Source organism: Janthinobacterium sp. GMG2 (genome assembly GCF_033949445.1).
Taxonomy (GTDB): domain Bacteria; phylum Pseudomonadota; class Gammaproteobacteria; order Burkholderiales; family Burkholderiaceae_D; genus Janthinobacterium; species Janthinobacterium aestuarii.
Genome location: NZ_JAXAWA010000003.1, coordinates 498,608 through 514,414, shown reverse-complemented (window position 1 = coordinate 514,414; position 15,807 = coordinate 498,608). Strand labels below are relative to the sequence as shown.

General features: G+C 64.4%; 13 protein-coding genes. 10 read left to right on the top strand and 3 right to left on the bottom strand.

The genetic code is table 11. The annotated features are described in order from the left end of the window. Positions 1-64: 64 nt before the first annotated feature. Positions 65-448, bottom strand: coding sequence for a 30S ribosomal protein S12 (gene rpsL, locus SKZ59_RS14355; protein WP_010394376.1), 384 nt, complete (start codon positions 446-448; stop codon positions 65-67). Between the two features lie 425 nt (positions 449-873). Here rpsL and SKZ59_RS14350 point away from each other — a divergent pair, with 425 nt between their 5' ends. Beyond that, the gene (locus tag SKZ59_RS14350) at positions 874-2,799 is read left to right on the top strand and encodes a phosphoethanolamine transferase (protein WP_319992134.1); all 1,926 of its coding nucleotides are present in this window, start codon (positions 874-876) and stop codon (positions 2,797-2,799) included. Positions 2,800-2,808: 9 nt separating this feature from the next. On the opposite strand, the gene SKZ59_RS14345 is transcribed toward SKZ59_RS14350, so the two are convergent. Next, on the bottom strand, positions 2,809-4,374 hold the full coding sequence (locus SKZ59_RS14345; RefSeq protein WP_319992133.1) for a MutS-related protein: 1,566 nt from the start codon (positions 4,372-4,374) through the stop codon (positions 2,809-2,811). Between the two features lie 201 nt (positions 4,375-4,575). Between SKZ59_RS14345 and SKZ59_RS14340 the strand changes: the two genes are divergently transcribed. From SKZ59_RS14340 to SKZ59_RS14305, 8 genes are all read left to right on the top strand, one after another. Continuing rightward, positions 4,576-5,847 (top strand): efflux RND transporter periplasmic adaptor subunit, encoded by a 1,272-nt coding sequence (locus tag SKZ59_RS14340; protein ID WP_319992132.1) that lies wholly within the window; start codon positions 4,576-4,578, stop codon positions 5,845-5,847. A 34-nt stretch (positions 5,848-5,881) separates the two neighbouring features. Next, positions 5,882-6,598 carry an ABC transporter ATP-binding protein gene (locus SKZ59_RS14335; protein ID WP_070301644.1) on the top strand — a complete coding sequence of 239 codons (717 nt, stop codon included), beginning with the start codon at positions 5,882-5,884 and terminating at the stop codon, positions 6,596-6,598. A gap of 9 nt (positions 6,599-6,607) precedes the next feature. Then, on the top strand, positions 6,608-7,930 hold the full coding sequence (locus SKZ59_RS14330) for an ABC transporter permease (RefSeq protein WP_070301645.1): 1,323 nt from the start codon (positions 6,608-6,610) through the stop codon (positions 7,928-7,930). A gap of 28 nt (positions 7,931-7,958) precedes the next feature. Next, on the top strand, positions 7,959-9,197 hold the full coding sequence (locus SKZ59_RS14325; RefSeq protein ID WP_070301646.1) for an ABC transporter permease: 1,239 nt from the start codon (positions 7,959-7,961) through the stop codon (positions 9,195-9,197). Positions 9,198-9,225: 28 nt separating this feature from the next. Further along, positions 9,226-10,578, top strand: a complete 1,353-nt coding sequence (locus SKZ59_RS14320) for a sigma-54 dependent transcriptional regulator (protein ID WP_319992131.1) — start codon at positions 9,226-9,228, stop codon at positions 10,576-10,578. A gap of 14 nt (positions 10,579-10,592) precedes the next feature. Then, positions 10,593-11,909: a sensor histidine kinase gene (locus SKZ59_RS14315; protein ID WP_319992130.1), complete on the top strand. Its 1,317-nt coding sequence runs from the start codon at positions 10,593-10,595 to the stop codon at positions 11,907-11,909. Positions 11,910-12,147: 238 nt separating this feature from the next. After that, positions 12,148-12,672, top strand: a complete 525-nt coding sequence (locus tag SKZ59_RS14310; RefSeq protein ID WP_034753172.1) for an FxDxF family PEP-CTERM protein — start codon at positions 12,148-12,150, stop codon at positions 12,670-12,672. Positions 12,673-12,731: 59 nt separating this feature from the next. Next, entirely contained in the window at positions 12,732-13,511 is a 780-nt protein-coding gene (locus tag SKZ59_RS14305; RefSeq protein WP_319992129.1) for a spermidine synthase, read from the top strand. A 10-nt stretch (positions 13,512-13,521) separates the two neighbouring features. Here SKZ59_RS14305 and SKZ59_RS14300 read toward each other — a convergent pair whose 3' ends face one another. Then, entirely contained in the window at positions 13,522-15,009 is a 1,488-nt protein-coding gene (locus SKZ59_RS14300; RefSeq protein ID WP_319992128.1) for a PLP-dependent aminotransferase family protein, read from the bottom strand. Positions 15,010-15,118: 109 nt separating this feature from the next. Here SKZ59_RS14300 and SKZ59_RS14295 point away from each other — a divergent pair, with 109 nt between their 5' ends. Continuing rightward, the gene (locus SKZ59_RS14295; RefSeq protein ID WP_319992127.1) at positions 15,119-15,775 is read left to right on the top strand and encodes a pyridoxamine 5'-phosphate oxidase family protein; all 657 of its coding nucleotides are present in this window, start codon (positions 15,119-15,121) and stop codon (positions 15,773-15,775) included. Positions 15,776-15,807 lie beyond the last annotated feature (32 nt).

The window sequence follows — 15,807 nt, the reverse complement described above, 5'->3', positions numbered from 1 at the left end:
GGTCGACTACATTCACTTAGCTAGTTGCCACTGAGCGAAACTTGGGTTTGCTGCGTACAACTTATTACTTCTTGCCAGCTTTAGCGCGCTTGGTACCGTACTTCGAACGCGATTGCTTACGGTCTTTAACGCCTTGGGTATCCAGAGCACCGCGAACCATGTGGTAACGCACACCCGGCAAATCCTTGACGCGGCCGCCGCGCAACAGCACAACACTATGCTCTTGCAGGTTATGGCCTTCACCGCCAATGTACGAAATGACTTCGAAACCATTGGTCAGGCGAACTTTAGCGACTTTACGCAGAGCCGAGTTAGGCTTCTTTGGAGTCGTGGTGTAAACACGTGTGCAGACGCCACGTTTTTGCGGGCTGTTTTCCAGCGCCGGCGATTTGCTCTTCACGGTCAAAGCGACGCGTGGATTGCGAATCAATTGATTGATGGTTGGCATCGTTATAAATCCAACAAAAAACTACGATTAATAACCCGGGCAAGATGCCCGGCGACTAAAACCTCGTCCCGCTTTCATCTACTGCGCACCGGAGGCGCCCGCAGCCACTCGATTAGGAGCGGCCATGAAATGCCAAGTAATGCGTAAACGATGAGCAGAATAAAATCGAGAACTCGCTAGTTTAGACCTTGTGCCACAGGGGGTCAATCGGTTTACCACTTTTTGCTATAAAAAAAGGCAAAGATGGCAGGTATTTGTGGCATTTTGACTAATCTTTGGCACCGATGCGCGGATGCCGGCATGCGTAAACGATTGATGATTTGGCATTCTCCCCCTGCGGCCAAGCATCTGCCGTGCACATTCTTGTGTGACCGCAAGACAACAAAAGGATTGATAATAGCGGACATTTTTCGCTGCCTCCCTTTATGCGCTCCTTGCTTCGCCCCGCCAATCTGATCCTGCTCCTGACGTATGCCTCGCTGACGGCCGTGCCCTTCATCCCCGCGCTGCTGGGGCGTGCGCTCGAGCATCCGTGGCAGATGCTCACGTTCGAGCTGCTGGCCTGGCTGGCCGTCTGGAGCATCTTCAAGCGCCCCGCCTACTTCCACTGGCTGCTGGTGCCCGCCTTCCTGGCCCTGCCGACGGAAATCTACCTGTTCATCTTTTATGGCCAGGGCATTTCCACGCACCACCTGGGCATCATCTTCGAAACCAGCCCCAAGGAAGCGATGGAATTCCTCGGGCAAAAAGTATGGCTGATGGGCGCCGTCATGCTGGGCGTGATCACCTGGTGCGCCCTGAGCTGGTATGCGGCCACGCGCACGCGCGACCTCGATTGGCGCGGCAAGACGCGCCCGGCCGCCTTCGTGCTGCTGATCCTGCTGGGCGGCTTCTGGTGGTATGGCTACGAATTCGGTTTCGAGGCCAAGGCCGTGCACAGCGCCGCCGCGTCCGCGAAGGCCAGCAAGCCGTCGGCCAGCGCCAAGGCGGGCGCCTCCGGCTTCGGCGACGCCAGCTCGGCCGACGATGAAACGGAGGAGGAAGACGAGGAAAGCAGCAAGCCGGAGAACGCCAGCATCGCCGGCGCCGATGAAACGGGCCTGGGCTGGCCCAGCCTGCCCCACTGGGCGCGCCTGCCCTACGCCTTCGACACCGTCAGCAATTCCTGGCCCTTCGGCCTGGCCGCGCGCGGCTTCGATTTCTACAAGGAACGCAAGTACCTGGCCGAACTGGGACAGAAAAGCAGCAGCTTCCGTTTCGGCGCGCACCAGCAACAGCCCGATACCAGCCCGGAAGTGGTGGTCATGGTGATCGGCGAATCGTCGCGCTACGACCGCTGGAGCTTGAACGGCTACGAACGCGACACCAATCCCCTGCTGAAACAGGAAAGCAACCTGGTGCCGCTGGCCGACGTCATCACGGCCGTTTCCGCCACGCGTCTGTCCGTGCCCGTCATCATCTCGCGCAAGCCGGCCACGCAAAGCCTCAAGGATGGCTTCTCGGAAAAATCCTTCCTGACCGCCTACAAGGAAGCGGGCTTCAAGACCTACTGGCTGTCGAACCAGATCTCGTTCGGCCAGTTCGACACGCCCGTGTCCGTCTTCGCCAAGGAAGCGGACGTGGTGCAATTCCTGAACCTGGGCGGCTTTACCAACAGTTCGAACTTCGACCAGATCCTGTTCGACCCATTCAAGAACGCGCTGGCCGACCCGGCGCCGAAAAAACTCATCGTGCTGCACACCCTGGGCAGCCACTGGAACTACAGCCAGCGCTATCCGAAATCGTTCGACAAGTGGCAGCCGTCACTGTTCGGTGTCGACAAGCCCGTCTACACGGATACGGCGATCAAGCCGCAGCTGAACAACAGCTACGACAGCTCCATCCTGTACACGGACTGGTTCCTGTCGAACGTGATCGGCATGCTGAAGGACGACGGCCAGCGCACCGCCCTGCGCAGCTCGCTCGTCTACGTGGCCGACCACGGCCAGACGCTGTACGACGGCACCTGCCGCCTTGCCTTCCACGGCCACAACACGCAGTTCGAATTCCACGTGCCCGCCTTCGTCTGGTATTCGCCGCAATTCCAGCAGCACTATCCGGACAAGGTGACGCAGCTGCGGCGCCATCAGAAAGCGCGCCTGTCGACGGAAAACATGTTTCATACGCTGCTCGACCTGGGCGACATCCGCTTTGCCGGCGAACAGCCCGAATGGAGCATCGCCAGCGCCCGCTTCAAGCAGCACAAGCGCTACGTCGACAGCTACGGCTGGACCAACTACGACAACGCCATCATCCGCGGCGATTGCCGCGAAGTGATCGACAAGAGCACGCCGGAGAAGCAGGACAAGTAAGGGCGGCCATCACGCCCGTTCCAGCACGCCGCCGCAATCGGCCGGCTGCGCCATGTGGGTACTGAGCCAATCGAAGACGCGGCCCGCCTTGTCCGCGATACCGGCGTCAAAACCGCGCTGCGCCAGCAGGGCGATGCCATTCGTGGCCTGCAGCACGCCGGGCGCCAGCAATAACGCGCCCGCCTCATCGCGGCGCACGCACCACGGCGCCAGGCAGTCCTCCAGCAGCGGCCCCAGCACCAGATTGTGCGAGGAGACGATCACCAGGTGCTGCGCGGCCAGGCTGTGCAGCACGGCGGCGGCCGCCGCCACCGATTCGAGGTGATTCGTGCCGCGGAAAATTTCATCGATCAGGAACAGGGCAGGCACGCCCTCTTCGGCCAGCGCCAGCAATTCGCGCGCGCGCCGCAATTCGGCGATATACAGACTTTCACCGCCATCGAGCGAATCCTCGTTCTGCATGCTCGAATACACGACCAGGCGCGGCACATCGGCGCTGTCCGCATGACAGAAGCCAAAGGCCCGCGCGCAGACCAGATTCAAGCCTATGCAGCGCAGCAAGGTGCTCTTGCCGATACCGTTCTGGCCTGAGATGAAACTGCCCTTGCCCTGCACGCCGAACGACAGCGGCGCGGCGTTCTCCAGCAAGGGATGCCGCATGCCCTGCAAAGCCAGCGCGCGCGGCGCCGCGCTACCCGCCCAGCAAAACACGGGCGCCGCACGCAACTGCCGCGCCAGCGCCAGATCCGCCTCCAGCTGCGCCACCTGGCTAAAGCTGTCGCGCAGGAAGGGCAACTGCTGCGCCACCAGCTGGCGCGTGCGGAAATAGCGCTTGACGTTTTTCAGCAGCAACCAGTCGCCATATTCGACCAGTACCGTATCGACGAAGGGTACGTAATGCAGCAGCGAGCGCTCGATGGCGCGCGTCAGCCTGGCCGCCTGCGCGCTGCCGGCAGCCAATGGCAAGACTGCCGGCACATCGAGCCGCGCCAGCGCGGTACGGGTCTTCAGCAGATAGCGCAAGGTATCGAGCGTGCGCTCCCACGCTTTGGCACTTTCGTAAAAACGCACCTGCACAGCCATCAACGCGACACAGGCGGCCAGCACGCCAAACAGCGCCGGCCAGCCCACCAGCCAGGTGGCGGCGATGGCCAGCACCAAGGCCAGCGGCACCAGCCATAGCCAGATGCGCCACCATGGCGCCGGCGGCAGCGCCGGGCCGAACAGGGTTTCGCTCACTTCCGTATCGGCCTGGCGCAAGGGCAGGCAGGCATGCTCCATGGCGGTCACCTGGGTCGGGTCATCCAGCAACTGTTTGACGCGCGCGATCGAGGCAGGGTTGGCCTGGCCGCCGCTCAAGCGCCGGTGCAACTCCTGCTGGCCGAAGATGCTGGTCTCGCGCGCCAGCTGCGCCGCATACTGGTCGAGCATCAGCTCGTCCCAGGTCTGGCGATCGAGCGATGGAGCCTCGCCCGTCAGTTGCTGCAGCATCGCCACGTCGCTGCGCGCGAAAGGATAGTCGAGCGCCGGCGCGAAGACGCTGGCAGGGAAAAGTTGCTGGAGGAACGGATGCATGGCGCCTGTGGAGGAGTCAATGAAGGGAACGCCACAGCAGATGCAGGCGATTGCCTATTTATCAAGTGCGACTTGCACACGGACACCGCCTGGACAGCGCGGACACGGCGGACAGCCGGACGCCCATATTTTTTTCCATTCAAATCAATGATTTAATCATTGGCATGGATCGTGCATTGGAAAGGAAATCCTTCACGAGACATGACCATGATCCGCGATACCTCTTCTCAAGACGCCGTACTGTCCGCTCCGCCAGGCCAGCGCCACAAGCGACGCGCCCTGCTGCTCGCTGGCGCCGTCGTCATCATCGGCGGCGCCATCGCTGTCGTTGCCGGCTGGCGCAACAGCGAGCATTCCGTCAACAGCAGCCGCCTGCGCATCGCCGACGTCACGCGCGGCACCCTGATACGCGACGCGGCCGTCACGGGCCGCATCGTCGCCGCCATCAGCCCGACCCTGTATTCGACCACGGTGGCCACCGTCACGCTGAAAGCGAAGGCGGGCGACACGGTGAAAAAGGGCGACATCCTGGCCTTGCTGGAGTCGCCGGACCTGTCCGACGCACTCAAACGCGAACAATCGAGCGTGCAGCAGCTGGAGGCGGAAGTGGCGCGCCAGCAGATCCTGGCCAAGAAGCAGAAACTGCTGGCGCGGCGCGAAGCCGATACGGCTGAAATCGACCGCCTGTCCGCACAGCGCACGCTCGAACGCTACGAGAGCGTGGCGCAGGTGGGCATCATCGCCAAGATCGATTACCAGAAGGCCAAGGATGCCTTGAATTCGGCCGATATCCGCAGCAAGCACGCTTCGCAGGCGGCGGGCCTGGAAAGCGAAGACGTGACCCTGGCCCTGAAAACAAAGAGCAATGAACTCGAACGCCAGCGTCTCGTCCGCGACAACGCCCAGCGCAGGGTCGATGAACTGACCGTGCGTGCTCCCGTCAACGGCTTCATCGGCACCCTGTCGGTGGCCAACCGCAGCGTGGTGCAAGCCAATACGGCACTGATGACCCTGGTCGACCTGTCGCAGCTGGAAGTCGAGCTCGAGGTGCCGGAAACGTATGTGGCCGACATCGGCCTGGGCATGCGCGCCGAGATCGAAACAGGTGCCATCCGGGCGACCGGCAAGCTGTCGGCGCTGTCGCCCGAAGTGGTGAAAAACCAGGTGCTGGCGCGCGTGCGTTTCGACGGCGAACAGCCGGCCGGCCTGCGCCAGAACCAGCGCGTGGCGGCACGCCTGCTGATCGATGAAAAACCGAATGTGCTGATGCTGGCGCGCGGCTCCTTCGTCGAAGCGGAAGGCGGCCGTTTCGCCTACGTCGTGCGCGACGGCGTGGCGATGCGCACGCCGATCAAGCTGGGCGCGACCAGCGTGTCGGCCGTGGAAATCCTCGACGGCTTGAAGCTGGGCGACAAGGTGGTCATCGCCGGTACGGAAAACTTCGAGAACGCGGCCCGCGTCTCGCTCAACTGACACATCATTCAACTTATACCCTGAGAGGCCCTCCATGCTGCGCATGCAAAACCTGAGCAAAGTCTACCGCACCCACATGATCGAAACCCACGCGCTGCGCGGCTTCGACATCCATGTGCAACAAGGTGAATTCGTCACCGTCACGGGGCCGTCCGGCTCGGGCAAGACGAGCTTTCTGAACATCGCCGGCCTGCTCGAGGAATTCACCGACGGCGAATACATACTCGACGGCGTCAACGTCAGGGGCATGGACGACAATGCCCGCTCGCGCCTGCGCAATGAAAAACTCGGCTTCATCTTCCAGGGTTTTAATCTGATTCCCGACCTGTCGCTGTTCGACAACGTCGACGTGCCGCTGCGCTACCGGGGCTTCAACCGCGCCGAACGCAAGGAACGCATCGAGGACGCGCTGGCCAAGGTCGGCCTGGCCTCGCGCATGAAGCATTATCCGGCCGAACTGTCGGGCGGCCAGCAGCAGCGCGTGGCGATCGCGCGCGCGCTGGCCGGCTCGCCCAAGCTGCTGCTGGCCGATGAACCGACGGGCAACCTGGACACGCAGATGGCGCGCGGCGTAATGGAACTGCTGGAAGACATCAACGCGCAAGGCACCACCATCCTGATGGTCACGCACGATCCGGAACTGGCGCTGCGCAGCCAGCGCAACGTGCACATCATCGACGGCCAGGTGTCGGACCTGGTGCAGCACGGCGCCACGCTGTCGGCCAGGCCGCAGCACGCCGCGACCGCGTAAGGAGAGCCCATGTTCCGCTACTATTTCACCTTGGGCTTGCGCAGCCTGCGCCGCAACCGCGCCCTGACGGCGCTGATGATACTGACCCTGGCCGTCGGCGTGGCCGCCAGCGTGTCCACCGTCACCATCCTGCACGCCATGTCGGGCGACCCGCTGCCGCACAAGAGCGACCGCCTGTTCGTGCCGATGATCGACATCCTGCCCATGAAAGGCTATGTCGCCGGTGAAAAGCCGGGCTTTCCGCAAATGCAGATGAGCTATATCGACGCCCAGAACTTCATGCGCAGCAAAATCGGCGTACGCCGCACCGTGATGTTCGGCGTGGCCGGCCCGGTCGAACCCTTGCGCAAGGATATCGGCGTCTTCAATGCGCAGGGCATGGCGCCCACGCGCGACTTCTTTGCCATGTTCGAGCCGCCATTCCTGTACGGCCAGCCATGGAGCGACGCCGACGACGCCAGCGGCGCCGACGTGATCGTGCTCAGCCGCGCGCTGTCGGAGAAACTGGTCGGCAGCGCCAATCCGGTCGGCCAGCGCGTCACGGTGCTGGGCCGGCCCTACATGGTGACGGGCGTCTTGGCCACCTGGGACGTCGTGCCGCGCGCCCATCACATTATCGGCAGCAAGGGGGCATTCGGGCCGGAGGACGAATTCTTCATTCCATTCGCCAGCGCGATCCGCCACGAGACCGTGCACGATGGCGGCATGAGCTGCAATGGCGACAATAACGCACCCGGCTACCAGGGCACGCTCGCCTCGGGCTGCACCTGGCTGCAGTTCTGGTTCGAGATGGCCAGCAGCGGCGAGCGCGGCCAGTTGCAGCAATACCTGGACGCCTATGCGGGCGAGCAGCGCAAGCTGGGGCGCATGCAGCGCAATGCGCCGAACAGCCTGTACGACCTGAACGAATGGATGGGTTTTTTGCAGGTGGTCGACAACGACAACAAGCTGGCGGCATGGCTGGCCTTCGGCTTCTTGCTGCTGTGCCTGGTCAATACCATCGGCCTGCTGCTGGCGAAGTTTTCCGTGCGCGCGTCCGAGGTGGGCATCCGCCGCGCGCTGGGCGCCACCCGGCGCGACATCTTCCGCCAGTTCCTGATCGAGACCACCGTGATCGGCCTGGCCGGTGGCGTACTGGGCCTGCTGCTGGCGTTTGGCGCGCTGGCCGTGGTCAGCAAGCAGTCGGAGGATCTGGGCACGGTGGCGCACATGGACATACCGATGCTGCTGCTGACGTTTGCCATGTCGGTGCTGGCCGCCGTGCTGGCAGGCCTGCTGCCCACCTGGCGCGCCTGCCAGGTGACGCCGGCGATCCAGCTCAAATCCCAATGAACATCGTTTACCCAACATGAGGTCCAGCATGGAAATCCGTCCCATCCTGTCGGCGCTGATGCGCAGCAAAACCGGCGCCGTCCTGGTGGCGGTGCAAGTGGCAATCAGCCTGGCCATCCTGGCCAACGCCCTGCACATCGTCAACCTGCGCCAGGCCGTCGCCGCGCGGCCCACCGGCGTGGCCGCCGAAAGCGATATTTTTTACGTCAGTATCCAGAACATCAACCGCGGCAGCCATGAGCGCCAGTTGGCGGAACAGAAGCGCCAGGCGGCACTGCTGCGCGCGCTGCCGGGCGTGATGTCGGTGGCGCAAACGTCGCAGGCGGTGCTGTCGCGCTCCGGCCACAGTACCAGCGTGTCGGCCAAGCGCGGCCAGGCTTCGGCCAGCGCCGAAGTGTCCACCTATGTCAGTCCCGATTCGCTGATCAGGACGTATGGCTTGCAATTGGTCGAAGGCCGCGATTTCCGGCCCGACGAGGTGCCCGAAATCAACGAAGACGTCGATGAGAGCTCGCCCAAGGTGCTGATACTGACGCGGGCGGCGGCGCAAAAGATCTGGCCCGGCGAGACCAGCTTTGTCGGCAAGACCTTGTACCAGGGCACCGGCAACGACGACCCGGAACTGCGCGTGGTGGGAATCGTCGAACGGCTGCAGACCCAGGGCGCGCAGACCAAGCCGCGCGGCGAGTATTCGGCCCTGCTGCCGACACGCCTGACGGGGGGACGCGACCTGCTGATGTACGCCGTGCGGGCCGAACCCGGCCAGCGTGACCGCCTGATGCAGGAGGCGGAGCAGGCCATCCGCAGGTCCAGCACGGACCGGCTGCTGGTACACACCGACACCCTGGAACAGCACCGCAAGGCGCGCTACCGTGCCGACCAGGGCCTGTCGTGGATGCTGATCGCCGTGTCGACCCTGCTGCTGCTGGTCACCGCCAGCGGCATCGTCGGCATCGCCAGCCTGTGGGTGTCGCAGCGCCGCAAACAGATCGGCGTGCGCCGCGCCCTGGGCGCCCGCCGCATCGACATCCTGCGCTATTTCCTGACCGAGAATTTCATGATCACCAGCGTCGGCGTGGCGTGCGGCGTGCTGCTGGGATTGGGTTTGAACCAGCTGCTGGTAAGCCAGCTGGAAATGGCGCGGCTGCCGCCCGGCTATCTGCTGGCCGGCGCGCTCGTGTTCTGGTTGCTGGGCGTGGGCGCCGTGTACGGCCCGGCATGGCGCGCGGCCAGCATTTCGCCCGCCACTGCCACCCGCAGTGCCTGAGCCGGCACCTCAGTGATATGCTGCGCGCATGCCTACCGTACTGATTATTGACGACAATGCCGCCGTGGCCATCGCGCTCGACGTGCTGCTCTCCCTGCACGAGATCGACGCCGTGCGCGCCGCCTCGCCGGAGGAAGGCTTGCAGCTGCTCGAGTGCCACGCCATCGACCTGGTGGTGCAGGACATGAATTTCACGGCCGACACCACGTCGGGCGAGGAAGGCGGCGCGCTGTTCCATGCGATCCGCGCGCGCTACCCGGACCTGCCCGTGATCCTGCTGACGGCATGGACCCAGCTCGACGCCGCCGTCGACCTGATCAAGTCCGGCGCGGCCGACTACCTGGCCAAGCCATGGGATGACCGGCGCCTGATCGCCAGCGTGCAAAACCTGCTGGAACTGGGACAGGCCAACCGCGCGCTGCGCCAGCGCGTGGTGGCCGAGCAGCGCCAGCGCCACGCCCTGGAACACGACTTCGACTTGCGCGGCATGGTATGGCAAGACCCGGCCACGGAACGAGTCGTGCACCTGGCGTGCCAGGTGGCGCGCGCCGACGTGCCCGTGCTCATTTCGGGGCCGAACGGCAGCGGCAAGGAACGCATCGCCGCCATCGTGCAAGCCAATTCGCAGGTCGCCAGCGGCCCTTTCGTCGTGCTCAATTGCGGCGCCGTGCCCGTGGAACTGATCGAGGCGGAACTGTTCGGCGCGGAAGCAGGCGCCTATACGGGCATCACGCGCGCACGCGACGGCAAGTTCGACGCGGCCGACGGCGGCACCCTGTTCCTCGACGAGATCGGCAACCTGCCGCTGGCCGGACAAATGAAACTGCTGCGCGTGCTCGAAACGGGACGCTTCGAGCGCCTCGGCTCGAACCGCGAGCGGCAAGTGAAAGTGCGCGTCATCAGCGCCAGCAACGCCGACCTGCCGGCGATGATCAAGGCCGGCACGTTTCGCGAAGACCTGTTCTACCGCCTGAACGTGATCGAACTGCGATTGCCGGCGCTGGCCCAGCGCCCGCTGGACATCCTGTTCCTGGCGCGGCATTTCCTGGGCGGCGAAAAGACGCTGGACGCGCAGGCGCAGGCGACCTTGCTGGCGCACGGCTGGCCAGGCAATGTGCGCGAACTGAAAAACGTCATGCAGCGCGCCAGCCTGCTGACGGCCGGCCCGGTGATCGGCGCGCTGGAAACGGGCTTGCCGCTGGCCGGTGCGGCATCGCCGCGCGCGCCGCAAGATGCCGGCGCGACGGAACCGGACCGCGACAGCGTCACCGCGGCGCTCGCGCGTGCGCACGGCGTGGTGGCGCAAGCGGCGCAGGAACTGGGGCTGTCGCGCCAGGCACTGTACCGTCGCATGGAACGCCTGGGCATCGCGCGCGGCTGATGGGATACCGCCCCATGCGCCTCTCGCTGCTCACGCGCTGGACGGCGCTGATCGTCACCCTGCTGGTGCTGGGCATCATCATCGCGCTGCTGCTCGCGCACTTTTTGCCAGGCCAGCCGCTGCTGGTGCTGGCCGGTACCCTGCTGTGCGTGCTGCCGGTGGCCGTCATCACCATCCGCGCGCAGCTGCAATCGATGCTGTCGCTGTTTCGCGCCTTGAGCGGCACAGTGACGAGCTACCAGGACGGCGATTTCGGCTTCAGCCTGCGCTGGCCGCAGGACGATGAGCTGGCCGACCTGGTGGCGGCCCACAATGCGCTGGGCGACGTGCTGCGCAAGCAGCGCCTGGACCTGGTGCAGCGCGAACTGCTGCTCGACACCATGGTCCAGAACACGCCGGTGGCCATGCTGCTGGTGGCCGAGGGCAGCGCCATCGTCTACGCCAACCTGGCCGCGCGCCAGTTGCTGCACCAGGGACGCCGGCTCGAAGGGCATCACCTGGCCGACATCGTGCAGCAGGCGGCGCCGGCACTGGCCGAAGCGCTGGCGCGCCGCAACGACGGCTTGTTTACCAGCGGCGAAGGGGAACAGGAAGAGGTGTATCACCTGGCGCGGCGCAGCTTCAGCCTGAACGGACGCAAGCACGAACTGCTACTGTTGCGCCAGCTGACCCTGGAACTGCGCCGGCAGGAAGTGCAGACCTGGAAAAAAGTCATCCGCGTCATCAGCCACGAACTCAACAACTCGCTGGCGCCACTGGCCTCGCTGGCCCACTCCGGCGCCGAGCTGGTGCGCCGCGGCCAGACGGAGCGCCTGCCGCAAATCCTCGCCACCATCGAAGAGCGCACGCGTCACCTGGAAACCTTCATCCTCGGCTATGCGCGCTTTGCCAAGTTGCCCGCGCCGCGCCTGGCGCCATGCGAATGGCCCCTCTTCCTTGACAGCCTGGCCTCGCAAGCAGCCTTCACGCTCGACGCCCCGCCGCCCGCGCAAGCGGCCTTGTTCGATGCGGCGCAAATGCAGCAAGCGCTGCTGAACCTGCTCAAGAATGCGCTGGAATCGGGCTCGCGGGAAGAGCATATCGGCCTGCACGTCAGCCAGGCGCATGGCCAGCTGCGCATCGAAGTGCGCGACCGCGGGCCGGGCATGAGCGGCGCCGTGCTGGAAAACGCGCTGGTGCCGTTTTATTCCACCAAGCGCAGCGGCACGGGACTGGGCCTGGCCCTGGCGCGCGAAATCTCCGAAGCCCATGGCGGGCGCATCACCCTGGCCAACCGCGAGGGTGGCGGCCTGGCGGTGACCTTGATTCTTCCCTTGCTGGACAGAAATTAGTTCCCAGCGTAACGATTTCTAGACCACAAAACCCCGGACGATTTTTGAGTAAAATATTGACAATAACAATTGTCAATATTGAAATCACTCACGTCCCATGCCCGTGTGTTAGAAATAAGCTATTTGAGTTTGCATAATGATATTGAAATAACTAATTGACAACGTGATGTCTCAGCGATAATTTATCAGCGCGGTACGGTTTTTTTGAAACATCAATCGTCTTTTCGCGGGGATCAACATGAAATTAAAATCACTCATCGCAGCGGCAGTACTGAGCGCTGCTTCCATCGGCAGCGCCAGTGCCGCCGACTACATCGTCAACCTCGTCAATACCACGGGGAATCTGTGGACCAGCGGCTTCAGCGCCGTGCCCAGTCCGCTCGGCGACTTCACCGATACCTTCACGTTCACACCCGATGCGACCTTCGGTTCCACCGCGCAAGCCTTTCTGGCCAACCTGTCCGTCACGGGTTCGGACAGTTCCTCCATCAGCTTCACCAGCGCCAACCTGAATGGCATCGGCCTGACCGGCTTTGGCGGCCCCACCGTCTTTGGCTATGCCCAGGGCGAAATACTGGCGCCGACGAACCTCCTGTTCAATGGCCCGCTGGTCCTCACCGTCATCGGCAACACCAAGGGCGGCAGCTATGGCGGCGTCTTCAACCTGAACCTGGCTCCCGTTCCTGAACCGGAAACCTATGGCATGCTGCTGGCCGGCCTGGGCATACTCGGCTTCCTGGCGCGGCGCCGCAAACAATCTTGAGCGCTCCACCCAAAAGACGCCACGGCGTCTTTTTCTTTGGCGGCTGCTAAACTGGCGCCATGACGACCGACTTTACCTCCACCAGCCATACCGCTTTCAGCCACCCGGGCCACCCGCCCGCCACCACCACCGAACACCGCGGCATCCGCTACCTGCACCTGGGAACCAAGTGGGTGCAAGGCGCCATGCGCCTCGACAAACCCGATGCCATCGAGCTCGAATACGTGCAGATGATGATGATGTGGATGCTGTTCAAGACGCAGCCCAGACGCATCGTGCAGCTGGGCCTGGGCAGCGCCGCGCTGACCAAGTTCAGCTACCGCCGCTTCCCCGACGCCGCGGTCACGGCCATCGAACTCAATCCGAACGTGATCGCCATCTGCGGCGCCCAGTTCGCGCTGCCGCCGAACGATGCACGCCTCGATGTGCGCGAAATGAATGCGCTCGACTTCGTGCTCGACCCGGCCAACCATGGCACCGTCGACGCGCTGCAGGTGGACCTGTACGATGAAGACGCGCGCGGCCCCGTGCTCGACACGCCCGAGTTCTACCAGGCATGCTTCGACTGCCTGACGGACGAGGGCATCATGTGCACGAATGTCTTCGGCGACTTCCCCAACTACGACAAGAATCTGCAGGCGATGGAACTGGTCTTCGACGCCGTCGTCTGGGTGCCGGAAATGGAAGATGAAAACATCGTCGTGCTGGCCTTCAAAAAATCGCCATCGCTCGACTTCAGCGAGCTATACGAACGCGCCGCCACCATCAAGAAGCAGTTCAACCTGCCCGCCAAGAACTGGGTCAACGGTTTGAAGCAGTGGATGCAGGATCAGCAGTAAAGTCGTAATCTCACGCTGGCAGCACTGCGCCCAGGCGGCGCGCCAGGCCATCCATATTCTCGGCCGGCACCTGCGCATAGCCGAGCAGGAAACCGTTCCAGCCTGCCTCTTCTCGCGTCCCCTCGCCCGTGCCATGCGCGGACAGCGCCAGCGCCACGATGCCGTCCTGCGCGGCGCGGCGGCTCAGCGCCAGGTCATCCCATGCGCCATCATGGAAACGCAGCGCCAGGTGCATGCCGGCCGTGCCGCCATGGATGGCCGCGCCCCAACACGCATGGCGCTGCAGTGCCTCGCTCAAGGCGTCGCGGCGCTGGCGGTACAGGCGGCGCATGCGGCGTACATGGCGCGCAAACAGGCCGCTGCGCAGGAACTCGGCCAGCGCCAGCTGTTCCGCCACGCGGCCCCGCGCGGCGCCCTGCGCCTGCATCTGCGCGAAGGCCCCGGCCAGCGCGGCCGGCACGACGATAAAGGCCAGGCGCAAGGCGGGGAACATGGTCTTGCTGAAGGTACCCAGATATACGATGGGCGCGTCGGCCACCAGTCCCTGCATGGCTGCCAGCGGTGGCCCGCCATGGCGAAATTCGCTGTCGTAATCGTCTTCGATGATCAGGGCGCCGGCCGCGCGCGCGCGTTCGAGCAGCGCCATGCGGCGCGCGGGACTGAGTACGCTGCCCGTCGGATACTGGTGCGACGGCGTCGTGTAGATCAGGCGCGGCGGCGTATCGCGCCAGTCGTCGTCCGTCGGCGCGATGCCATCCATGTCGACGGCGATACCCGTCACCTGCAAGCCGGCGCCACGGCCCGCCGCCAGCGCGCCGCCATAGCCGGGATGCTCAATCCACAAGGTATCGCCCTGGTCGGCAAAGGCGCGCAGGCAGACATCGAGGCTGCTTTGCGTGCCGTCCGTGATGAACACCTGGCCCGCATCGCAGACGACGCCGCGCGCGGCGCGCAAATGGTCGGCGATGGCCATGCGCAGCTGCGGCTCGCCGGCAGGGTCGCCGTAATTGAGCTGGCGCGGCGTCAGCGCGCGCCATGCGCGGTCCAGCATGCGCCGCCACTGCGCCAGCGGAAATTCGTCGAGCGCCGGCACGCCAGGCGCGAACGCGCCCATGGCGTCGGCGGGAAACACCACCGCCGCGCCGGCATCCTGTCCCGCCACGCCGCGCAAACGCCGGGCGCGGCGCGACAAGCCGTCATTGCTGCCGCCGGCAGCAGGTGCCGCTTCCGGCACGCCCACGCTGCCGGCGACGACGGTGCCGCGCCGGTCCGGCAAGACAAACCCTTCGCTGGCCAATTGCTCGTAGGCGTACAGCACGGTATTGCGCGCCAGTCCCAGTTCCGCGGCCAGCACGCGCGTGGCGGCCAGGCGCGTGCCAGGGGCCAGCTGGCCGCCGCGGATCGCCGCGCGCAGGCATTCATGCAGCAGGCGCTGGCGCGGCCAGCCCCGCTCGCGGTGCGTGCGCTCGAATGCGCTCAGCAGCAAAGCAAAATCCATGTGGCTCCCTCAACTGTGGCTCTACATTATTTATCGGTTCTGGATCTTTTTTCAGGGCCAGATGCCGATTATAGTGCGGCCTTCCTCTTCAACCAACGGGACTTCCGCCATGACCACTACCGCCCTGCCTCCCAGCCCCCGTACCCGCGTGCGCCGCGTCGCCGAACTGGCCAGCTACGAGCAAACCGCCCTGTACGCCATCCTCGATGCCGCCTACCTGTGCCATATCGCCTTCCACGACGACAAGGGCAGCCATTGCATTCCGACCGCCTGCTGGCGCATCGATGGCCACCTGTATATCCACGGCTCGAACGGCAGCCGCATGCTCAAGCTCCTGCAAGACAGCGACGTATGCGTGACGGTCACCCATCTCGACGGCCTGGTACTGGCGCGCTCCGCCTTCAACCACACGATGAACTACCGTTCGGCGATGGTGTACGGGCGGTTTGAAAAAGTCAACGATATCGGCCAGCAGCATGCGGCCATGGATGCGCTGATGGAAAAGCTGATGCCGGGACGCCTGGCGCACGTGCGCGGCGGCAACGCCAAGGAATACGCGGCCACCACCGTGCTGCGCATCGCGCTCGACGAATACGCCGTCAAGCAGCGCAAGGGCGGCCCGCTCGACGATGCTGGCGACATGGCGCATGCCGTCTGGACGGGCGAACTGCCGTTCACGCACGGCCGTGGCGCGGCCGTCGCCGATGCGCTCAACACCTGCGACATGCCCGCGTATGCCGCCGCATGGGGGACGGAATCCGCTTGACCGGCCAGCGTGCTTGACCGATGATCGGCGTT